This is a genomic window from Aeromonas sp. DSM 116730 (genome assembly GCF_046581335.1).
Taxonomy (GTDB): Bacteria; Pseudomonadota; Gammaproteobacteria; order Enterobacterales; family Aeromonadaceae; genus Aeromonas; species Aeromonas rivipollensis.
Genome location: NZ_CP144265.1, coordinates 1,738,431 through 1,759,443 on the forward strand (window position 1 = coordinate 1,738,431; position 21,013 = coordinate 1,759,443).

At 61.0% G+C, this 21,013-nt stretch carries 14 protein-coding genes and 1 pseudogene; 12 read left to right on the top strand and 3 right to left on the bottom strand.

The genetic code is table 11. From position 1 onward, the window contains the following. Positions 1 to 116: 116 nt before the first annotated feature. The 3 genes from Aeroheme_RS08090 to Aeroheme_RS08100 all read left to right on the top strand — a co-directional run bounded on the left by Aeroheme_RS08090 (position 117) and on the right by Aeroheme_RS08100 (position 3,082). Positions 117 to 767 (top strand): DedA family protein, encoded by a 651-nt coding sequence (locus Aeroheme_RS08090; RefSeq protein WP_411167043.1) that lies wholly within the window; start codon positions 117 to 119, stop codon positions 765 to 767. Between the two features lie 274 nt (positions 768 to 1,041). After that, positions 1,042 to 2,337 (top strand): DEAD/DEAH box helicase, encoded by a 1,296-nt coding sequence (locus Aeroheme_RS08095; RefSeq protein WP_162520135.1) that lies wholly within the window; start codon positions 1,042 to 1,044, stop codon positions 2,335 to 2,337. Between the two features lie 91 nt (positions 2,338 to 2,428). Beyond that, entirely contained in the window at positions 2,429 to 3,082 is a 654-nt protein-coding gene (locus Aeroheme_RS08100) for a DUF2913 family protein (RefSeq protein ID WP_139745161.1), read from the top strand. Positions 3,083 to 3,223: 141 nt separating this feature from the next. Here the strand turns inward: Aeroheme_RS08100 and Aeroheme_RS08105 are convergent, their stop codons facing one another. Continuing rightward, positions 3,224 to 4,216, bottom strand: coding sequence for a questin oxidase family protein (locus Aeroheme_RS08105; RefSeq protein ID WP_411167044.1), 993 nt, complete (start codon positions 4,214 to 4,216; stop codon positions 3,224 to 3,226). Between the two features lie 72 nt (positions 4,217 to 4,288). Here Aeroheme_RS08105 and soxR point away from each other — a divergent pair, with 72 nt between their 5' ends. From soxR to Aeroheme_RS08125, 4 genes and pseudogenes are all read left to right on the top strand, one after another. Then, the gene (gene soxR, locus Aeroheme_RS08110) at positions 4,289 to 4,747 is read left to right on the top strand and encodes a redox-sensitive transcriptional activator SoxR (RefSeq protein ID WP_411167231.1); all 459 of its coding nucleotides are present in this window, start codon (positions 4,289 to 4,291) and stop codon (positions 4,745 to 4,747) included. A gap of 404 nt (positions 4,748 to 5,151) precedes the next feature. Continuing rightward, positions 5,152 to 5,873 (top strand): annotated as a pseudogene (locus Aeroheme_RS08115) (amino acid ABC transporter substrate-binding protein). 57 nt (positions 5,874 to 5,930) lie between these two features. After that, entirely contained in the window at positions 5,931 to 6,587 is a 657-nt protein-coding gene (locus Aeroheme_RS08120) for an amino acid ABC transporter permease (protein ID WP_193353976.1), read from the top strand. After that, positions 6,584 to 7,345 (top strand): amino acid ABC transporter ATP-binding protein, encoded by a 762-nt coding sequence (locus Aeroheme_RS08125; RefSeq protein WP_411167045.1) that lies wholly within the window; start codon positions 6,584 to 6,586, stop codon positions 7,343 to 7,345. Before Aeroheme_RS08120 ends, Aeroheme_RS08125 begins: the two co-directional genes overlap by 4 nt. Positions 7,346 to 7,427: 82 nt before the next feature. Here the strand turns inward: Aeroheme_RS08125 and Aeroheme_RS08130 are convergent, their stop codons facing one another. Together Aeroheme_RS08130 and gltB are read right to left on the bottom strand one after the other, a co-directional pair. Beyond that, positions 7,428 to 8,843, bottom strand: coding sequence for an FAD-dependent oxidoreductase (locus tag Aeroheme_RS08130; protein WP_139745159.1), 1,416 nt, complete (start codon positions 8,841 to 8,843; stop codon positions 7,428 to 7,430). A gap of 12 nt (positions 8,844 to 8,855) precedes the next feature. Further along, complete coding sequence (gene gltB, locus Aeroheme_RS08135) at positions 8,856 to 13,313, bottom strand: glutamate synthase large subunit (RefSeq protein ID WP_411167046.1); 4,458 nt, start codon at positions 13,311 to 13,313, stop codon at positions 8,856 to 8,858. A gap of 600 nt (positions 13,314 to 13,913) precedes the next feature. On the opposite strand from gltB, the gene Aeroheme_RS08140 reads away from it, so the two are divergent. The 5 genes from Aeroheme_RS08140 to Aeroheme_RS08160 all read left to right on the top strand — a co-directional run bounded on the left by Aeroheme_RS08140 (position 13,914) and on the right by Aeroheme_RS08160 (position 21,010). Further along, positions 13,914 to 14,849: a TIGR01212 family radical SAM protein gene (locus tag Aeroheme_RS08140; protein ID WP_111912630.1), complete on the top strand. Its 936-nt coding sequence runs from the start codon at positions 13,914 to 13,916 to the stop codon at positions 14,847 to 14,849. A gap of 371 nt (positions 14,850 to 15,220) precedes the next feature. Next, positions 15,221 to 17,365 (top strand): type I secretion system permease/ATPase, encoded by a 2,145-nt coding sequence (locus Aeroheme_RS08145; RefSeq protein ID WP_106886467.1) that lies wholly within the window; start codon positions 15,221 to 15,223, stop codon positions 17,363 to 17,365. After that, a complete protein-coding gene (locus tag Aeroheme_RS08150; RefSeq protein WP_025327371.1) occupies positions 17,358 to 18,773 on the top strand; it encodes an HlyD family type I secretion periplasmic adaptor subunit in 1,416 nt (471 codons plus the stop codon). Before Aeroheme_RS08145 ends, Aeroheme_RS08150 begins: the two co-directional genes overlap by 8 nt. Before the next feature lie 35 nt (positions 18,774 to 18,808). Continuing rightward, positions 18,809 to 20,140: a TolC family outer membrane protein gene (locus Aeroheme_RS08155; protein WP_139745157.1), complete on the top strand. Its 1,332-nt coding sequence runs from the start codon at positions 18,809 to 18,811 to the stop codon at positions 20,138 to 20,140. 99 nt (positions 20,141 to 20,239) lie between these two features. Further along, complete coding sequence (locus tag Aeroheme_RS08160) at positions 20,240 to 21,010, top strand: transglutaminase-like cysteine peptidase (protein ID WP_404839001.1); 771 nt, start codon at positions 20,240 to 20,242, stop codon at positions 21,008 to 21,010. The last annotated feature ends 3 nt before the right edge of the window (positions 21,011 to 21,013 follow it).

The window sequence follows — 21,013 nt, forward strand, 5'->3', positions numbered from 1 at the left end:
GGTGTATAACGGGCCTCCCGCAGGAACTTATGGGGGTGGTACCAGGGAGGGGTGGCCAGACCGGGCCTTTGGGCCGTCATGACGGATGCGCATTACGTTGATGGGAGTCATACCAGATGCAGGACATGCTGCTTGCCATATGGCATCAGGACTTTGAGCAATTAATACAACTGCAGGCGGTCGGTCTGCTCGTCACCTGTCTGGTGGTGATCCTCTTTCTCGAATCGAGCTTCGTCTTTTTGCCGCTGCCGGGGGACAGCCTGGTGCTGCTGGCCGGTGGTCTGGTGGGCATGGGAGTGCTCGGGCCCGAAGTGGTGTTCCTCTATCTGCCCCTGGCCGCCGGCGTCGGCAGCGTGATGGCGTATTGGCAGGGCCATGCGCTCCACGGTACCCGCTTCATGGGCCAGGTGGAGCGGGTGATCCCGGAAGGCAGCCTGCCCCGCGCCTCCCGGCTGCTCGAACGCTATGGCTTCTGGGCCATGTTCGTCTCCCGTTTCATCCCCTTCGTACGGGTGCTGACGCCCATGCTGATGGGGATCTCCCGCCTGAACCTGCTGCGGGTGGCTATGACCAGCTTTGCCAGCGCCTTCCTCTGGGCCCTGGCCCTCAGCATGGTCGGCAAGTTCATGATGGCGACGCCGCTCTTGGCCGATCATCACGAGCTGTTGACCAAGTGCCTGCTGGTGACCTCCTTCACCCTCTTCGTCATCGCCGTGGCCGCCATCGGCATGCGACTGCTCAAGCGCTCGACCAAGAGAGCGCGCTGAGCTAAGCACGGGGATATAGGGGGGAGGGGCCTGTCCCTTGTCCCCAGGCTGCCTGCTTCAGGCGGCTCGCACCGGTGGCGTAAAAATACAGGCCATTTGAGGCGGAAATCCTGATGCCTATCTGTTACACTTCGCGCCCGCCATTTTCCGGCTCATCTTCTGATGTGATGTCAGACCCAGCCGTCCTTGGCCCCAAGCCTCGCCGCGGCCGTGCCACATGCCGGCCCAGGCCACTTAAGCCAACTACAGCTCAGCTGGAACACAGGAACCCATTATGAGATTTGAATCGTTCGATTTTGCCCCCGAGATTTTGCGTGCCGTCTCAGAGTGCGGTTATCAGGAGATGACCCCTGTGCAGCAGCAGGCGATCCCGACCATACGCCGTGGCAGCGACGTGCTGGCCAGCGCCCAGACCGGGACCGGCAAGACGGCGGCCTTTGCGCTGCCCATACTGCAACGTCTGGTGGATAACCCTGCCCCGGCCCAGCCTTCCAACGCCCGGGTGCTGATCCTGACCCCGACCCGCGAGCTGGCTGCCCAGGTGGCGAGCAACATCAACGACTTCGCCAAGTATCTGGACATCAGCGTACTGACCCTGGTCGGTGGTGGCAAACAGGACGTGCAGGCCCGCAAACTCAAGGCCGGTGCGCACATCATAGTGGCGACCCCAGGCCGTCTGCTCGAGCACCTGACTGCCTGCAACCTCAGCCTCTCCGGTGTCGAGACCCTGGTGCTGGACGAAGCGGATCGCATCCTCGACATGGGCTTCAGTGCCGATGTGCAGCAGATCCTGCAGGCTGTGAACAAGACCCGTCAGAACTTGCTGTTCTCCGCCACTTTCTCCGACGCCGTGAAGAAGCTGGCCAACCTGATGCTGGACAGACCGCAGATCATCAGCGTCAACAAGCAGAACTCCACCGCCGATACCGTCAGCCACACCGTCTATCCGGTGGAGCAGAAGCGCAAGCGCGAGTTGCTCTCCGAGCTCATCGGCAAGCAGAACTGGCAACAGGTGCTGGTGTTCGCCAGTACCCGCGAGAGCTGTGATGTGCTGGTGGAAGAGCTGAACCTCGACGGCATCAAGTCCGCCGTGGTCCATGGCGAGAAGGCGCAAGGCAGCCGTCGCCGCGCCCTGCGCGAATTCATGGAAGGCAAGGTACGGGTGCTGGTCGCCACCGAAGTGGCCGCCCGTGGTCTGGACATCCCGGATCTGCAGTACGTGGTCAACTACGATCTGCCCTTCCTGGCGGAAGATTACGTCCACCGCATCGGCCGCACCGGCCGCGCCGGCAAGAGCGGCATGGCCGTCTCCTTCGTCAGCCGTGAAGAGGAGCGCACCCTGCTGGAGATCGAGGCGCTGATCGGCCAGAAGATCCGCCGCATCATGGTGCCGGGCTACGAGGTGAGCAGCCGTGACGAGCTGATCAAGCAGTTGCAGGAGCGCCGCCGTTTCGGCAAGCGCCCGCAGCGGGAAGACAACGCCGCCGCCCAGGTAATGGCCGAGGCCAAGCTGCAGGGCCAGCGTCTCAAGCGTCTGGCGGCCGCCAAGAAGCCTCGCCAGTCGAAGTAAGCGGACAAGATGATGCAGGGGAGCCTTGGCTCCCGACTCAAGGCGCCGTTGGCGCCTTGATGCTGTTTACCGATCACCCAGAGGACGTGCGATGATCCCGCCAGTCAAGAACCCGCAAGATTACAATCAGGCCCTGCTCGACATGGCCACCCAGAGCCTGGCCGAGCTGGCCCGTACCGCAGAGCAGAAGGCGGGCAAGCGCACCCCGGCGCAAGAGAGCCACTTCCTCTGCACCTGGATGGCGGACTCCCTCAAGGAGAAGCGCTTCTCCCGTCTGGTGATGGAGGACTTGAAAGCCTGGGTGCAGCTGGGCCGCACCCTGGGAGCCGGAGCCGATCTCAAGGGGCTGCTGTCGCGCATCGTCTGCCAGTACGGCCGGGCCATGGCCGAGCCCGGGCAGTTGGGCGCCAGGCTCGCCACCCTGGTCGCCGAGCTGGAGAGCGCGGGTTGGCTGGTGTTTACCGACAGCGAACTGAGCGCCAAACAGCGGCTGCTGAGCCAGGGTCAATCCAGCCTGGTCATCTCGGCCAGCGAGTATCAGGGCCATATCGAGGGGGGAGAGCTGGTGAAGCCTCTTACCCTCTATGTGCGCGGGGATGAAAAACAGCTGGCCGAGGCGGCCTTCAAGCAGGGCCTGCTGCTGAGCCAGGGTGACAAGAAGGCCACCCTGGTCAAGCACCACAAGGCCTACCGTCTGGTGCCGGGCAATGCCCAGCCCGCCCTGGCGCTGCTGGCCGAGGGCTGAGCCTGATCAGGGCCCTGACGCTCATGCCTCTCTCACTACCCCGGCCCTGTGCCGGGGTTTTTTATGGCTGATCGTCGTACAGGCCATGGATGCAGGGTGAGCTGACTCTGATCCAGGATCCGCCGCGACTTGTCGCCAGTGCTATGAGGCGCCCTGGGGGAGGGGAGAGGAAGACGCCGCGCCGAGCAATCCCACAGCGCGGGCGGCGATCGCCAGATAATGGGGCGAGCGGGCCTGCTCCCGCCAGCAGCAGTGCACCAGCTTGATCAGGTGATCGTCCAGGCTCTCGATCGCCCGCGGCAACACCTGTGCCCAATCCAGCCCTGCCGTATCCGGCCAGCGCTGGGCGTGCAGTTCTGGCGCCCCGACTGTGACATAGGCTGCGGCCACCGCCTGCCACATCAGGCGCTGCCAGGCGTCTTTCAGCTCATCCGGCAGATGGCGGTCGACGATGGCGGCGGCCCGGCTGCCGGTCACCAGATGCAAGACGGTGAAGTTGCCGGTCTGCCAGTAGAGGGGCAGGGCGGCCTCGGCCAGCTGTGCCAGCACATCTTGCCCGTTATCGAGGCTTTGCGGCAGCGACTCCGGCCAGCGGGGATCGGCCGCCACCTGCCGCAGGCGGGCGCTGATCCAGTCTCCTTCCCAGCGTGACCCCTCCCAATGGGCCGCCAGCCCCGCCAGCAGGCGGGTGATGTCCCGGCAGGGGGTACCCATTCCGGCAGGCAGGATCAGGGCCTTGCACTGCCAGGCGGCCAGCGCCGCCGCCTGCTCCCCCAAGTGGCCGTTTTCCAGCGCACAGGCGAAGCGAATGAGGGGATGAAAGGCGCCTCCTGCCGGGGAGAAACGCTGCGCCAGCAGCTCTTCGAAGCATGGCAGCCAGCCCTCTTCGGCGAATCGGGTCAGCAGTTGCTGGCGCAGTGCCACGAACAGGGCCTCCTCCTCTTCGCCCTGGTTGTTCTCCCCGGCGGGCAGGGCTTGAGTGGTCTGCCAGTGGGTAAAGAAGCGCTGCAACTGCCGGGGGCTGGCCCCCATCTCGTGCAGGGCGTGCAACGCCATGGGGCAGTGGTTGGTGGTGCCGCGACCATTGAGGGGGAAGGCCTGGTTGGCATCGAGCAGAGCGTAGAGATGATCCATTAGCGTTTGACTCCTTTTGTCAGGGGAGACAGGATTATGCAAGTTGAAGTTAACTTGAGATCAAGGATGAGATTGGATCGTAAGTGGCTGGCCATAGGCCAGATAGCCAAACGTGCCGGCGTGAACGCCAGCGCCCTGCGCTTCTACGAGCAGAAGGGGCTGATCCAGAGCCTGCGCAGCGAAGGCGGCCGACGTCTCTACCCGCAGGATGTCCTTCGTCGTATCGCCTTTATCCGGGTGGCGCAAGGGATGGGCTTAAGCCTCGAGGAGATAGCCGGGGCCCTCAGCGGACTGCCCGATGGTCGCACGCCGGATCGCCACGACTGGGAGCGGATCGCCGGTCAGTGGCAAACGCTGCTGGACAGCCGCATCGCCGCCCTGCAACTGATGAAGCGCAAGCTCAGCGCCTGCATCGGCTGTGGCTGCCTGTCGCTCGAGCATTGCGCCCTCTACAACCCGGGGGACAGTGCCGCAGGCCAGGGGTGCGGCCCTCGTTACTTGCTGGGGGATTTGTCCCCCGTCGATGAATAGCGTGCGGGTGAGCCCCTGATCCTGGGGCCTCCCGGTGCCTTCGTCTTCTCTCTTTGCTCTTTCTGGTTCCTCTTTTTCTGCCCCTTGCTCTGCCCCTCTGCCAGCGCATCGCCACGTCTGTTGGCGTTATCCAATATTTCGCTAAATATCCTCGTATTTCATGGTTGGGAGATGAAAGGTCCCGGGATATGTTTTGTCCATGCCGATAGTCAGCCGGATTAACCTTCGATATTGCAGTGAAGAATATTAATCGGTCCGCTACGGATTCAGGTTTTAAAAATAACAATTGCATGGCGCCAATCAATATTATTTGGCAAGCGTTCCAAGTGTTTATAAATATAACGAGGCGGATCATGAATAAAGTACGCTCCCTATTTTTGCTGGCGGCGCTTCCGCTGGCCCTGATGACCTCGGCCGAGGCCCAATCCAGCCTCGCCGCCATCCAGAGCGCCGGGGTGATCAAGATAGGGACCGAAGGGGCCTATCCTCCCTTCACCTATCACGACAAGAGCGGCAAGCTGGTGGGCTTTGATGTGGAGATTGGCGAGCTGATAGCAAGCGGTCTCGGTGTCAAGCCGGAGTTCGTCGAAGGCAAGTGGGACGGGCTCATCGCCGGGGTGGATGCCAAGCGCTACGATCTGGTGCTCAACGAAGTGGCCATCACGCCGGAGCGACTGAAAAATATGATTTTTCAGATCCCTACATCACCTCCAAGGCGGTGATAGTGGTGCACAGCGACAACGATAGCATCAAGAGTTTCGCGGATCTGAAGGGCAAGAAATCCTCCCAGTCTCTGACCAGCAACTTCGCCCAGCTGGCGAAGTCATCGGGCGCCGAGGTGGTGGCCACCGAGGGCTTCAACCAGTCCTTGGAGCTGGTGCTGACCGGGCGGGTGGATGCCACCATCAACGACAGTCTCTCCTTCCTGGACTTCAAGAAGCAGAAACCGGACGCCAGACTGAAGGTGGCGGCCACCGAGGCGAAGGGGGATCAATCCGCCGCCTTGCTGGCCAAGGGGCAGCCGGAATTGCTGGCCGCCATCAATCAGGCGCTGCGCACCGCCAAGCAGGATGGCAGCTATCAAAAAATATCGGTTAAATATTTTGGCACTGACGTCTCGCAATAATATTGCGGCAACATAATAACGACAGAGGTAATTAACGTGCCAGCCTGGTTGCAGTTAATGATCGACTCTTTTTGGCCCCTGCTCAGTGCGGGGCTTATTTTTACCGTGCCGCTGACCCTGATCACCTTCGTGCTGGGAATATTGCTCGGTTTCCTGGTGGCCCTGGCAAGGTTGTATGGCCCCACTCCGCTTGTGGCCCTGGTCCGTTTCTATGTCTGGCTTGTTCGGGGCACGCCGCTGCTGGTTCAGCTCTTTCTGATTTTCTACGGCCTGCCGAGCGCCGGCATAGTGCTGGATGCCTTTACCGCCGCCGTCATCGGCTTCACCCTCAACATAGGTGCCTACAGTTCGGAGATCATCCGCGCCACCCTGGCGGCCATCCCCAAGGGGCAGTGGGAGGCGGCGCACTCCATCGGCATGAGCTGGCCCCAGGCGATGTGGCGGGTGATATTGCCGCAGGCGGCGCGCATCGCAGTGCCGCCCCTCTCCAACACCTTCATCTCCCTGGTCAAGGACACCTCGCTGGCGGCGGCGGTGACAGTACCTGAGCTGTTTCAGGCGGCCCAGCGGCTCGCCTCGGTCACCTATGAGCCGCTCATCCTCTACATAGAGACGGCCCTCATCTATCTGCTGTTCAGCTCAGTGCTCTCCACCTTGCAAGACCGGCTGGAGCGCAGATTGACCCATAAAGAGACCCGGGAGGTCGCCTTATGATCCGGTTGAGCGGTATCGAGAAACACTTTGGTGGCAAGCCTGTGCTCAAGGGGATAGGGCTTGCGATGGCGGCGGGCAGCGTCACCGCCCTGATAGGACCCTCCGGCAGCGGCAAGAGCACACTGCTGCGCTGCGTGAATCTTCTGGAGCGACCGGATGCGGGGCAGTTGGTGCTGGGGGGGAGCGAGCTCGACTTCTCCCATCATCTGTCACGGCAATGCGTGCTGGCCCTGCGCCAGCAGACCGGCATGGTGTTTCAGAACTTCCAGCTGTTCCCCCACATGACGGTGCTGGAAAACGTGATGGAGGGACTGGTGACAGTGTTGAAGTGGCCAAAGGAGAAGGCGGAGGCGCGTGGCCTGCAACTGCTCGACAAGGTGGGGCTCAGCCACAAGGCCGAGGCGGTGCCCGCCACCCTCTCAGGGGGCCAGCAGCAGCGGGTCGCCATCGCCCGAGCCCTGGCCCCCGCGCCTAAGGTGCTGCTCTGTGACGAGCCCACCTCGGCGCTGGATCCCGAGCTGGCCCAGGAGGTGGTGGCCGTGCTGCGCCAGCTGGCCCGGGAAGGCACCACCATGCTGATCGCCACCCACGACTTGCGCCTCGCAGCCCAGATAGCGCAACAGGTGATCTTTCTGGAAGCGGGGGAGGTGGTGGAGGCGGGCAGTGCGCGCCAGATGTTCACCACCCCCAAGCGGGCGCGCACCTTCGAATACATCTCCACCCTGACCGAGCGCCTGCCGGAGAGCTGGAGCATCTAGCGGCGCTTGCCCGGACGACAGCCATATAAAAAACAGCCCCGCATCTGCGGGGCTGTTTGCTTGGTGAGGCTTGGATGGCAGCTTACACGGCCAGGTAGTCCATGATCCCTTCGGCGGCCTTGCGGCCCTCGTAGATGGCAGTCACCACCAGATCCGAGCCGCGCACCGCATCGCCACCGGCAAACACCTTGGGGTTGCTGGTCTGGAAGGCATGTTCGGCCTGCTCGGGGGCCTTGATGCGATCCCGGCTGTCGAGCTCGATACCGTGATCACGCATCCAGGGCTGGGGGTTGGGCTGGAAGCCGAACGCCATCACCACTGCATCGGCGGCCAGCACCTGTTCGGAGCCCTCGATCACCACCGGATTGCGACGACCGTTGGCATCGGGCGCACTGAGCTCGGTGCTCACTACCTTGATGCCGCAGGTGCGGCCCTGGGCGTCCAGCTCAACGCCGACGGGTTGGAGGTTGAACATGAATTCCACCCCTTCCTCCTGGGCGTTCTTCACCTCCCGCTTGGAGCCCGGCATGTTCTCGGCATCGCGGCGGTAGGCGCAGATCACCCGATCGGCCCCCTGGCGGATGGCGGTGCGCACGCAGTCCATGGCGGTATCGCCGCCGCCCAGCACCACCACCTGCTTGCCGGCGAAGTCGATGTAATCGGCTTGCGCCTTCTCAAAGCCCAGCAAGCGGTTGGCGTTGGAGATGAGGTAGGGCAGGGCGTCGTAGACTCCCGGCGCCTCTTCATTGGCAAAGCCGCCCTTCATGTACTTGTAGGTGCCGACCCCGAGGAAGACGGCATCGAACTCGCCGAGCAAGTCGGCGAAGGTGACGTCACGACCCACTTCGGTCTCGAGACGGAACTCCACCCCCATGCCCTCGAAGATCTCGCGACGGCGCTGCATCACCTCTTTTTCCAGCTTGAAGGAGGGGATGCCGAAGGTGAGCAGGCCGCCGATCTCCGGATACTTGTCAAACACCACAGGGGTGACGCCATTGCGCGCCAGGACGTCGGCACAGGCGAGGCCGGCGGGGCCTGCGCCGATGACGGCGACCCGTTTGTCGGTCTTCACCACCTTGGAGAGATCCGGGCGCCAGCCCATCTCGAACGCCTTGTCGGTGATGTATTTTTCGATGTTGCCTATGGTCACGGCGCCAAAGCGATCGTTCAGGGTGCAGGCACCCTCACAGAGTCTGTCTTGCGGGCAGACCCGGCCGCACACCTCCGGCAGGCTGTTGGTCTGGTGGGAGAGCTCCACCGCCTCCAGGATGCGTCCCTCGTTGGCCAGTTTCAGCCAGTTGGGGATGTAGTTGTGCACCGGGCACTTCCACTCGCAATAGGGGTTGCCGCAGTCGAGGCAGCGATCCGCCTGCATGCCGACCTGGGCCTGGTTGAAGGGCTCGTAGATCTCCACAAACTGGATCTTGCGGATCTTGAGCGGCTTCTTGGGCGGGTCGACCCGCTGGACATCGATAAACTGGAATACGTTCTGGCTCATAGGGTTCCCTCCTTATTGCGCCTGGATTCTGAGTTCTGCACTAGAGCGGCTGGTGTGGCCAAGCAGGGACTTGACGTCGCTGGACTTGGGTTTGATCAGCCTGAACTTGGGCACATAGGAGTCGAAGTTGGCCAGTATCTCCTCGGCGCGCGAGCTGCCTGTCTCATTGAGGTGCGCCGTGATGATGCCGCGCAGGTGCTCCTGATGGATGGCAAGGTCCGCCACGTCCAGCAGTTCCACCAGCTCGGGGTTGGTACGCTTGGCAAAGTTGCCGCACTCGTCGAGCACATAGGCAAAGCCCCCTGTCATGCCCGCCGCGAAGTTGACGCCCGTGGTGCCGAGTATGGTGACGATGCCGCCTGTCATGTATTCACAGCCGTTGTCGCCAATCCCCTCGACCACCGCCAGGGCCCCCGAGTTGCGCACCGCGAAGCGCTCGCCCGCGGTGCCTGCGGCGTAGAGCTTGCCGCCGGTGGCGCCATAGAGGCAGGTGTTGCCTATGATGGCCGCCTCGTGGGACTTGAAGGCCACACCGACATGGGGTTTGACCACCAGCTTGCCGCCGGTCATCCCCTTGCCCACGTAGTCGTTGGCGTCACCCGTGAGTATCATCTCGAGGCCGCCGGCGTTCCAGACGCCGAAGCTCTGGCCTGCGGTACCGTTGAAGTGCACCCGTACCGGATCGGCGGCCATGCCCTGGTTGCCGTGACGTTTGACTATCTCGCCGGACAGGCGCGCACCCACCGAGCGATCCGTGTTGCGGATGTCGTAGCGGAACTCGCCACCGCTCATGTTTTCCACCGCCTCCAGCAGGTCGTCCACCATCTTGAGGTTGAGCGGGCCCTTGTCGAAAGTCGGGTTGTGCTGCTGGCTGAACAGGCTGGAGCCTGCCGGTGCCACCGGGCTTGCCAGAATGCCGGACAAGTCCAGCTTGGCCTGACGGGCGGTGAGGCCGGGCAGGGCTTCCAGCAGGTCGGTACGACCGATGAGGTCGGTCAGCTGGGTGACGCCGAGCTCTGCCATCAGCTCCCGGGTCTCTTCGGCGATGAACTTGAAGTAGTTCATCACCATCTCCGGCAGGCCGGTGAAGTGCTCGCGGCGCAGCTTCTCATCCTGGGTGGCGACGCCGGTGGCGCAGTTGTTCAGGTGGCAGATGCGCAGGTATTTGCAGCCGAGCGCCACCATGGGGCCGGTGCCGAAACCGAAGCTCTCGGCGCCGAGGATGGCCGCCTTGATGATGTCCAGACCGGTTTTGAGACCGCCATCCACCTGCAGCCGCACCTTGTGGCGCAGGCCGTTGGCCACCAGGGCCTGCTGGGTTTCGGCCAGCCCCAGCTCCCAGGGGGAGCCGGCATATTTGACCGAGCTCAGCGGGCTGGCACCGGTGCCGCCGTCATAACCGGAGACTGTGATGAAGTCGGCATAGGCCTTGGCCACGCCGCAGGCGATGGTGCCGACGCCGGGCTCGGAGACCAGCTTGACCGACACCAGGCAGTCCGGGTTGATCTGCTTGATGTCGAAGATGAGCTGGGCCAGATCCTCGATGGAGTAGATGTCGTGGTGCGGCGGCGGGGAGATCAGGGTCACGCCGGGCACGGAATAGCGCAGCTTGGCGATCTGGGCCGTCACCTTGTCACCGGGCAGTTGGCCGCCTTCGCCGGGCTTGGCGCCCTGGGCCACCTTGATCTGCACCACATCGGCGTTCATCAGGTAGTGGGGGGTGACGCCGAAGCGCCCCGAGGCGACCTGCTTGATGCGGGAATTCTTCTCGGTGCCAAAGCGCTTGGGATCTTCACCGCCTTCGCCCGAGTTGCTCTGACCGCCGAGGCGGTTCATGGCCACCGCCAGCGCCTCGTGCGCCTCAGGGCCCAGCGCGCCTATGGACATGGCGGCGGAGTCGAAGCGGGGGAACAGCTTGGCGACGGGCTCAACCTGCTCCAGCGCAACCGGCGTCGTTCCCTGCTTGAGGACGAGCAGATCGCGCAATGTGGCGACGGGGCGCTCGTTCACCAGGCGGGCGTACTCCTTGTAATCGGCGTAGTTGCCGGAGCGCACCGCCACTTGCAGGGTCTGCACCACGTCCGGGTTGTAGGTGTGGTACTCGCCGCCGTGGACGAACTTGAGCAGCCCGCCCTGAGTCAGTGGCTTGCGGCCGAGCCAGGCCTGACGGGCCAGATTGACCTGATCCTGCTGGATGTCGGTGAAATCGGCGCCCTGAATGCGGCTGGAGACGCCGCGGAAGCAGAGCTCGACCACGGATTTGGACAGACCCACGGCTTCGAACAGCTGGGAGCAGCGGTAGCTTGCCACAGTGCTGATGCCCATCTTGGACATCACCTTGTAGAGGCCCTTGTTGATGCCGTTGCGGTAGTTGAGCATGGCCTGGCGCAGGCTCATCTTCAGCACCCCTTCCTCGACCTGTTTGGCCAGGGTCTCGTAGGCGAGATAGGGATAGATGGCGGTGGCGCCAAAGCCCAGCAGCACGGCGAAGTGGTGCGGGTCGCGCACGCTGGCGGTCTCCACCAGGATATTGGCGTCGCAGCGCAGGTTGTTGTCCACCAGGGTGCGTTGCACCGCCCCCACCGCCATGGCGGCCGGAATGGGCAGGGTGTCGGCACTGATGTCTCTGTCAGACAGCACCAGCAGCACGGTGCCATTGCGGGCCTTGTCGGCCGCGTCGGCACAGAGCCGCTCCAGCGCTGCCTGCAGCCCCTCTTCGGGCTGATAGTTGAGGCTCAGCACCGCATGGCGGTAGTGTTCCCCTTCCAGCGCCAGCAACTGGTGGAAGTCGGAGTAGAGCAGGATAGGCGACTGGAACAGCACCCGGTGGGCGTGGCCGAAGGTCTCGTTGAACACGTTCTGCTCGCGACCTATACAGGTGGCCAGCGACATGACGTGGTTTTCCCGCAGCGGATCGATGGGCGGGTTGGTCACCTGGGCGAACATCTGGCGGAAGTAGTCGTACAGGGTACGCTGGCTGGAGGAGAGCACCGCCATCGGGGTGTCATCCCCCATGGAGCCTACCGCCTCCTGGCCGTTCTCGCCGAGCACGCGGATGATTTGATCCAGCTCCTCGTAGGAGTAACCGAACAGTTTCTGATAGGTCTTAAGCTGATCGTCAGGGAGCTCGCGGGCGCCTGTGCTGGCGTCATCCATCTGCTCGAACGGCACCAGTCGCTTGCAGTGCTTGTCCATCCACTGCTTGTAGGTGTGACGACTCTTGAGATCGTCATCGATCTCGAAGCTGGTCCACACCTTGCCGTTGCTGGTATCCACCACGAACAGCTCGCCCGGACCGACCCGGCCCTTCTCCAGCACTTCGTCCGGGGTGTAGTCCCAGGTGCCGACCTCAGACGCGAGGGTGATGAACTTGTCCTTGGTGATGACGTAGCGGGCCGGGCGCAGGCCGTTACGGTCCAGGGCACAGGTGGCGTAGCGGCCATCTGTCATGACGATGCCGGCGGGGCCATCCCAGGGCTCCATGTGCATGGAGTTGAAGTCATAGAAGGCGCGCAGGTCGTCATCCATGTTCGGGTGTTTTTGCCATGCAGGCGGGATCAGCAGGCGCATGGCCCGGAACAGGTCCATGCCACCGGCCAGGAAGAGATCAAGCATGTTGTCGAGGCTGGAGGAATCCGACCCCGTGGTGTTGACGAAGGGGGCCGCCTCTTGCAGATCCGGGATCAGCGGGGTAGCGAACTTGTAGCTGCGCGCCTTGGCCCACTGGCGGTTGCCGGCTATGGTGTTGATCTCGCCGTTGTGGGCGAGGTAGCGGAATGGCTGTGCCAGCGGCCAGCGTGGGCTGGTGTTGGTGGAGAAACGCTGGTGGAACACGCAGATGGCGGCCTGCATGCGGATGTCGGCGAGATCCAGATAGAAGCGCGGCAAATCCACCGGCATGCACAGTCCTTTATAGACGGTGACCAGGTTGGAGAGGCTGACCACATAGAAGTAGTCGTCGCTGATGCGCTTCTCGATGCGGCGGCGCACTATATAGAGGCGGCGCTCGAGATCCTTGTCGACCCAGCCTGGCGGCGCGTTGACAAAGACCTGTTCAATGCTTGGCAGGGACGCCTTGGCGATGGGACCGAGCACATTGGTATCGATGGGCACCTTGCGCCAACCGACCAGACTCAGGGTCTCTCTTTCCAGCTCCTCGTCGATGATGTCGCGGGTCTGCTGGGCCAATACGGGATCCGGGTTCAGGAACAGCATGCCGACCGCATAGTTGCGGCCCAGGTGCCATCCCTTCTCTTCGGCGACAGCGCGATAGAAGCTGTCCGGTTTTTGCAGCAGCAGACCACAGCCATCGCCGGTCTTGCCGTCGGCGGAGATACCGCCGCGGTGCTGCATGCGAGCCAAGGCTGACATCGCGAGACGGACAAGCTTGTGGCTGGCTTCCCCTTCCATGTGGGCCAACAGGCCGAAGCCACAGTTATCCCTCTCCAGCTTTGGATCATATAGTGACATTGCATTTCTCCCTTGCTCGGCCTTCCACCGCAAACTGCATAAATTGCGATTGGCTCTTGTGGTTCCGTCCGCCTGAGGTGGCGAATCTCCAAACTAATGGGATTTTCGGGCAAGGTCAATTGGACATCCCGCTTGTTTGCAATGTTACACCGCCATAACAAAATGCGGGTTTCAGAGACTCAATCCAGTTTTTGCTATACAAAAATCCATGAAATTTATTTTTTAAAGTTGATTGAACTGATAATGATGGATTTGGTGGTTGACTGCTTTGCGACGCTGAACTGTAGTAATTTTACCAATTCATCCCGTCGGGGGCGGGCGGTGATCACATTTCAGGATCCTGCGTCTTGCATTTATCCGGTTGCGGGCTAAGCGAGATTTTTGCAGTGCTAACAGCCGGTTAGAGGGGAGGCATAGTTCCACTTTCCCCTCTTTGTCGAAGGTCTGTGGTTTCCAAAAGTAACCTTAAAACCCTGTCTGTGGGTATTTATCGCACGCAATGTGAATATTTATATGGTTTTTGGGGGCGGGGCGGCTTGATCCAGCTCAGCCTGGCGGGGAGCCTCTGCCAGTACAATGACAGCTCATATCGGAGGTGTCATGCAGTTACACGAACTCATCAATACATTCGGCCAGGATCTCAAGCAGCGCCACGGCCAGAAGATCCACAAACTCTCCATCCACGGCGCCTTCACCTGCCCGAACCGGGACGGCACCCTGGGCCGCGGCGGCTGCACCTTCTGCAATGTCTCCTCTTTCGCCGACGAATCGACCCAGCAGCTCTCAGTGGTGCAACAACTGCTGGCGCGCCGGGACGAAGTGACCCGTGCCAAGCGCTATCTCGCCTACTTTCAGGCCTATACGAGCACCTATGCCGAGGTGGAATACCTGCAGCGCATGTATGAGGAGGCGTTGTCGGTCAGCGACATGGTGGGGCTCTGTGTCGGGACCCGGCCCGATTGCGTGCCGGATGCGGTACTGGATCTGCTGGCGGGCTATCAGGCCCGTGGCTACGAGGTGTGGCTGGAGCTGGGGCTGCAAAGTGCAAGCGACAAGACACTGCAACGGATCAATCGCGGCCACGGTTATGCCGCTTATGAGGATGCGGTAAGACGTGCCCATCAGCGCGGTATCAAGGTATGTGCCCATCTGATCGTTGGCCTGCCGGGCGAGGTGCCCATGGACAGCCTCGATACCCTGCATCGCATCGTTGCGACCGGGGTCGAGGGGATCAAGCTGCATCCGCTCCACGTGGTGGAGGGGAGCACCCTCGGCAAGGCGTGGCAGGCAGGGCGGCTGGAGGTGCTGACGCTGGAACACTATGTGGAGGCGGCTGTGGCCATGATCCAGCACACGCCCCCCGAGGTGGTCTATCACCGGATCTCTGCGTCGGCACGCCGTCCGACCCTGCTGGCCCCAGCCTGGTGTGAAAATCGCTGGACCGCCATGGCAGAAATTGCCGCTGAACTGACTCGATCAGGCCCCCAGGGAGCTGCCCTGGGCCGACCCTTCTCGCTCGCTCCTTTTAATGAGTGACGACTCTAATTTCATTAAAAAAACAGAGGGTTATTAGATGAAATTCAGTCTTTGCAGTATAGTTTCGTTCAAGTCGCCTTGATAAGATGGTCGGCTTGAAAAAGATATTGTTATCAATAACTCTTTAGTAATTAATGGACCGGGCAGGATATCTCGCACTCCTTGCCGTCATCAGATGACGTGCGTGGCTCCTCTCTTCCCGGCTTGACGATGTGTGAGTCTGGCGATGGCATTGGATGTCATTGCCCAGTGCGCTAATTGGGTTGTCGGTTCGCGATGATGGGATCTGCTCTGCATTCACAGGTCGCCACCAGGTTCCGGGTGATGATTTCCCTGCGACAACCGTCTGAATCATGTTTTGACAGGATGCTATGCAAGCAGAAACCAGCCATATAGATGAACTATTGGAATGCTTGGTCTTTTTGACCCGTTTTTATGGCGTACCCAATAGTCAGGATGCCCTCACCACGGGCTTGCCACTGGTCTCGGGCCGTCTGAGTACGGCACTCTTCAGTCGCGCTGCCGAGCGTGGCGGTTTGTCCGCCCGTGAGGTGATCCAGCCACTCGAAAACATCTCTCCCCTGCTGTTGCCCTGCGTCTTGCAGACGCGGCAGGGCGGCGCCTGCATCCTGCTGGAGTGGAACAAGGACAGGAGCCAGGCCAAGGTCATCTTCCCCCAGGCCGGTGATGCGGCGCAGTGGGTCAGCACAGCCCAGCTGGGCGACGAGTACAACGGCCGGCTGTTCTTCGTCAAGAAGCAGTTCAAGTTCGATGAACGCTCCCCCAAGGTGCTGGAGACCCGGGACGGTCACTGGTTCTGGAGCACGCTGTTTGAATCCCGCGGCATCTATCGCGATGTGCTGATTGCCTCCATCCTCATCAACCTCTTTGCGGTGGCCAGCCCCCTGTTCACCATGAATGTCTACGACAAGATAGTGCCCAACCTGGCGTTCGACTCCCTCTGGGTGCTGGCGGTAGGGGCCATGGTGGTGTTCACCTTTGACTTCGTGATGCGCCAGTTGCGCAGCTATTTCATCGACATTGCCGGCAAGAAATCGGATGTGCTGCTGTCGGCCAAGATCTTTGCCAAGGTCATGGGGATGAAGATGGAGTCCCGCCCGGCCTCGACAGGGGCGTTCGCCAAGCATCTGCAGGAGTTTGAATCGGTACGGGAGTTCTTCACCTCCGCCACCGTATCGACCCTGATTGATCTGCCGTTTGCGGTCTTCTTCCTCTTTATCATCTGGCTGTTTGCCGGCGTCATGGTGGTGGTGCCCATCGTCGCCATGCTGATCCTGGTGGCCTACAGCTTCTATATCCAGGCACCGCTCAAGCAGTCCATCGAGGAGGGCTCCCGCCTGGCCTCCCAGAAGAACGCCAACCTGATCGAAAGCATCTCAGGCCTCGAGACCGTCAAGATCTTCGGCGCCGAGAGCATGTTCCAGCACCGCTGGGAGCAGGCGGTGTCCCACATCTCGACCTGGGGCGTGCAGACCCGTCGCATCACCAACTCAATGTCCTCTCTGGCGAGCTATATCCAGCAGGTGGTGACTGTGGGGTTGGTCATCGTCGGGGTCTACCAGATCTCCGAAGGGCTGGTGACCATGGGGGGTATGATCGCCGCCGTCATGTTGTCCAGCCGCGCCATCGCCCCCATGGTGCAGCTCTCCGTGCTGTCGACCCGCTACAACCAGGCCAAGTCCGCCCTGGAGATCCTAGAGAAGATCATGATGACGCCGGGCGAGCAGGAGGAGGGCAAGCAGTACATTCACCACCCCATCATCCAGGGCCGCATCGAGTTCGAAAACGTCTCCTTCAAATACCCGGGCATGGAAAGCAGCACACTGCACAACATCAACCTGCGCATCGAGCCGGGGGAGAAGGTGGCCATCATAGGGCGGATCGGGGCGGGCAAGACCACCCTTGAGAAGCTGCTGATGGGGCTCTATCGACCGACCGACGGTCTGGTGCGCCTCGATGGCTTCGAGCTGGATCAGCTGGCGCCGGCCGCCATCCGTCGCAACATCGGCTGTGTGCCGCAGGACGTAACACTCTTCTTTGGCTCGGTGCGAGACAACATCATGCTGGGCAACCCGCTGGTGGATGATGCCCGGGTCGTGCGCGCCGCCAAGCGGGCCGGCGTCACCAACTTTACCAATCGGGATCCCAATGGGCTGGACCGGCAGATAGGCGAGGGGGGGCGTCAGCTCTCAGGTGGTCAGCGCCAGGCCATTTTGCTGGCCCGTGCCCTGCTCAACGATCCCCCCATCCTGGTGATGGATGAGCCAACGTCCAACATGGACAACCAGTCAGAGATGCATGTGAAGCAGGAGCTGGCAAGGCTGGGTCCTGAAACCACGCTGATCCTCATTACCCACAAGACCTCCATGCTGGATGTGGCCTCCCGGGTCATCGTCGTGGAACAGGGGAAGATAGTGGCTGACGGCCCCAAGGAGACGGTGCTGCAACAACTGAAGGAAGGCAAGGTGCGGGTGCAGGAGACGGCCAATGGCTAACAACTGGTTCAAGAAAACGGCACCAGACACAGTGTTGCCCGCCCCCGAGCACCTCGAGTATGTCGACGATGGTGCCGCCGCCGTCTTGCTGAGCACGCCAACCCGCGCCAAGGTGCTGCTCTGGGCCTGTTTCCTGTTCTTCATGAGTGCCATCATCTGGGCCGCCTGGGCCGAGCTTGACGAGGTCACCGTCGGCCAGGGCAAGGTCATTCCGTCCCGCCAACTGCAGGTGATCCAGAACCTGGAAGGGGGGATCGTCAAGGAGATCTTCGTCAAAGAGGGTGACATAGTCGAGGAGGGGCAGCCGCTGCTGCGCATAGACGATACCCGCTTCAAGTCGGATTTTCGCGAGCGTGAGCAGGAGCTGGTGATCCTCAAGGGCGACATCGCCCGCCTGCGTGCCGAGATCCGCAGTGTGGTAGTCAAGAGAGAACCCAACCTCGGCTGGCGTGAGCAGGTGGTCATCGACAAGCAGCCCATCGTCTTCCCCGAAGGGTTCGAGAACGTCTTTGCGGAATACGTGGCCCGTGAAAAGTCGGTACAGGACGAGCGGCTCAACAATTTGAACAACCAGCTCTACATTCTCGGTCAGCAGATCGAGCAGAAGGAGCAGGAGACCATAGAGCTTAATGCCAAGATACGGACGGTGAGTCGCAGCGTGGATCTGGCCCGCCAGGAGCTGAACATCAGCCGGCCTCTCGCAAAAGAGGGTATAGTTCCTCAAGTGGAGCTAATTAAACTGGAGCGGCAGGTCAACGAGATGCAGGGCGAGCTGGAAGCCAACCGCCTGCTCATCCCCAAACTCAACTCGGTGCTGCGGGAGACCATCTCCAAGCGCAATGACATCGCCTTGAAGTTCAGAGCGGACTCCCAGACCGAGCTCAATGAACGTCAGGGCAAGCTGAGCCAGTTGTCCGAAGGCCAGGTCGGTCTGCGGGACAGGGTCGATCGTACCAGCGTGATAGCACCGCTCAAGGGCACCATCAAGAAGCTCAAGATCAATACCCTGGGAGGGGTCGTGCAGCCTGGCATGGATCTGATGGAGATAGTGCCGCTGGAGGATACCCTGCTGGTGGAAGCCAAGGTATCACCCAAGGACATAGCTTTCCTGCGACCCGGGCTGGAGGCCGTGGTCAAGATAACCGCTTATGATTTCACTGTTTATGGAGGTTTACATGGCAAGGTTGAACAGATAAGTGCCGACTCGATCCAGGATGAGGAGGGCAACTCCTTCTATCTGGTTCGGGTGCGTACCGAGAAGAGTTATCTGGGCGATGAGCTTAATGCACTTCCCATCATCCCCGGTATGTTAGCCAGTGCAGATATCATTACTGGCAAAAAAAGTGTCCTAGACTACTTGCTCAAGCCCATCCTGCGGGCTAAGCAGTCGGCACTGAGAGAACGATAAGCCAACAATCTAAAAACAACATGACTGGAGATACCATGAAGAAGACGATTGTTGCCATGCTGGTTAGTGGCACCATACTGTTCCCGGGCCTGAGCCAGGCACAGACACTGGAACAGTCAGTGGCACAGTCACTGGCTACCCATCCGAAAATCAAGGAAGCTTTTGATCTCTATCAGGCACGACTGTACCAGCATGATGGAGCCAAGGGCGGCTACTATCCCACCATAGATCTGCGTGGCGGCGTTGGTTACGAGAAGACCGACAGCCCCTCGACCCGTGCGGCACCTGCCAACTCGCAGACGATCGATGATTCCATGACTCGTAAAGAGGCCGGGATCAGCCTGCGCCAGATGCTGTTTGACGGCTTCGATGTCAGCAGCAACGTGGCCCGGACCGATGCCGCAGCCCAGGCCCAGCGTCTGGCCATGATCTCCGAGGCGGAGAACACGGCGCTGCGTGTGGCCGAGGTGTACCTCAACATGCTGCGTCAGCAGGAGATCCTGGAGCTGTCCAAGCAGAACCTGGAAACCCACGAGCAGATCCGCAGCGACATCCAGAAACGGACAGACTCAGGTTTGGGCTCGACCGCGGACCAGACCCAGATCGATGGTCGTGTGGCACGTGCCTATTCCAACCAGGCGGCCGCGGAGAACAACTATCGGGATGCCGAGAGCGAGTTCATCCGGGTCGTGAATGAGGTGCCCAAGGATCTGGTGCAGCCAGCTCCCAACAGCCAGTTGATCCCGGCCACTCTGGAGGACGCGCTGAAGACGGCCACCGAGGTTCACCCGACCCTGCTGTCCTCCCTGCAAGACATCGAAGAGGCCAAGTATCAGCATGAAGGCTCCAAGTCCGGGTTCTACCCGAACGTGGCCTTCGAGGTGGATCAGAACTGGAACGAGGACATCGATGCGGTCAAAGGACGCAACGACGACCTCACCGCCATGGTCCGGATGCGTTACAACCTGTTCCGTGGCGGCTCCGATCTGGCTGAAAGCAAGGCCACCTCGGCACTCTATTCCCAGGCAAAAGACATTCACCTGAATGCCTTCCGTCAGGTGGAAGAGGGGACCCGCCTCGCCTGGAATGCCAAGGAGTCGCTGGCCAAGCAGAAAGTCTTCCTGAAAGAGCACGTGGACGCCAGCTACGACACCGTACAGGCGTACAAGAAGCAGTTTGGTCTGGGACAACGGACCTTGCTGGACGTGCTGAACACGGAGAACGAACTGTTCGAGGCTCGCCGCAGCTACATCACGGCCGAGTATGACTCCCTGCTGGCGGATTACCGTATCCTCAATGCCACCGGGGGACTGCTCAATGCCATGAATGTACAGCAGCCCGCTGATTGGCAGGCCAACAACAACTGATGGTCATCGTGCTGATGCCATATCAGTCAGAAGAAATGGCTGCAGCTTGCTGCAGTCATTCTTTTATGTATTTGGCTTTCAACTGAAGATTGCAATGGCATGCCGCAGGGGAAACATGTGACATCGTGGTGCAAGGCAGGGAGCCGCAGGCTCTTCTGGCCAGCATGGCTCATCAGCCCCGTGCAGCGTTGGCGGCTCCAGCTGTTGTGGCTGGTGCTGCTGTCTATCCCTCTGCTGCTCAGCGCCAGCCAGCCCTTGTCGTCGGAAGATCTGAAGCTGGTCAAGCGGGCGGAGGAGACCTATGGCCCTCGTGCAGGCAAGCGGGTCACCAGCTGGCGCACGCTGGCCATGCAGAACCGGGCTGCGGGTCTGACGGAGCGGCAGAAGCTGGAGAAGGTGAACCAGTTTTTCAATCAGATGCGGTTTATCGATGACATCAAGCTGTGGCGCAAGAAGGATTACTGGGCTACCCCGCTGGAGTTTTTGGGGGCGGCTGGCGGAGATTGTGAAGACTTCAGCATTTCCAAATACTTTACGCTGCTGGAGCTTGGCATCCCGGATGAAAAAATGCGGATGGTATATGTCAAGGCATTGGATTATAACCAGTTTCATATGGTTGTTGCCTATTATGAGACGCCCGCATCAGTGCCTCTCATTCTGGACAATCTCGTCGGTGCCATTCGCCCGGCCAGTCAGCGGGCGGATCTGGTGCCAATTTACAGCTTTAACGGTAGTCACTTGTGGTTGATGAAGGCGCGTGGTCAAGGGGAACTGGCCGGGCAATCATCCCGCTTGGGATTATGGACTGACTTACGCAATCGCATGACTTCAGGGCGATTGGCTCGGCCTGTGGTGAATTTGGATGATTAACCT

Bases quoted from the DNA above. Each gene is read 5' to 3' on its own strand.
- Aeroheme_RS08090 (WP_411167043.1), top strand. From the start codon at position 117: ATGCAGGACATGCTGCTTGCCATATGGCATCAGGACTTTGAGCAATTA.
- Aeroheme_RS08095 (WP_162520135.1), top strand. From the start codon at position 1,042: ATGAGATTTGAATCGTTCGATTTTGCCCCCGAGATTTTGCGTGCCGTC.
- Aeroheme_RS08100 (WP_139745161.1), top strand. From the start codon at position 2,429: ATGATCCCGCCAGTCAAGAACCCGCAAGATTACAATCAGGCCCTGCTC.
- Aeroheme_RS08105 (WP_411167044.1), bottom strand. From the start codon at position 4,216: ATGGATCATCTCTACGCTCTGCTCGATGCCAACCAGGCCTTCCCCCTC.
- Aeroheme_RS08120 (WP_193353976.1), top strand. From the start codon at position 5,931: ATGATCGACTCTTTTTGGCCCCTGCTCAGTGCGGGGCTTATTTTTACC.
- Aeroheme_RS08125 (WP_411167045.1), top strand. From the start codon at position 6,584: ATGATCCGGTTGAGCGGTATCGAGAAACACTTTGGTGGCAAGCCTGTG.
- Aeroheme_RS08130 (WP_139745159.1), bottom strand. From the start codon at position 8,843: ATGAGCCAGAACGTATTCCAGTTTATCGATGTCCAGCGGGTCGACCCG.
- gltB (WP_411167046.1), bottom strand. From the start codon at position 13,313: ATGTCACTATATGATCCAAAGCTGGAGAGGGATAACTGTGGCTTCGGC.
- Aeroheme_RS08140 (WP_111912630.1), top strand. From the start codon at position 13,914: ATGCAGTTACACGAACTCATCAATACATTCGGCCAGGATCTCAAGCAG.
- Aeroheme_RS08145 (WP_106886467.1), top strand. From the start codon at position 15,221: ATGCAAGCAGAAACCAGCCATATAGATGAACTATTGGAATGCTTGGTC.
- Aeroheme_RS08150 (WP_025327371.1), top strand. From the start codon at position 17,358: ATGGCTAACAACTGGTTCAAGAAAACGGCACCAGACACAGTGTTGCCC.
- Aeroheme_RS08155 (WP_139745157.1), top strand. From the start codon at position 18,809: ATGAAGAAGACGATTGTTGCCATGCTGGTTAGTGGCACCATACTGTTC.
- Aeroheme_RS08160 (WP_404839001.1), top strand. From the start codon at position 20,240: ATGCCGCAGGGGAAACATGTGACATCGTGGTGCAAGGCAGGGAGCCGC.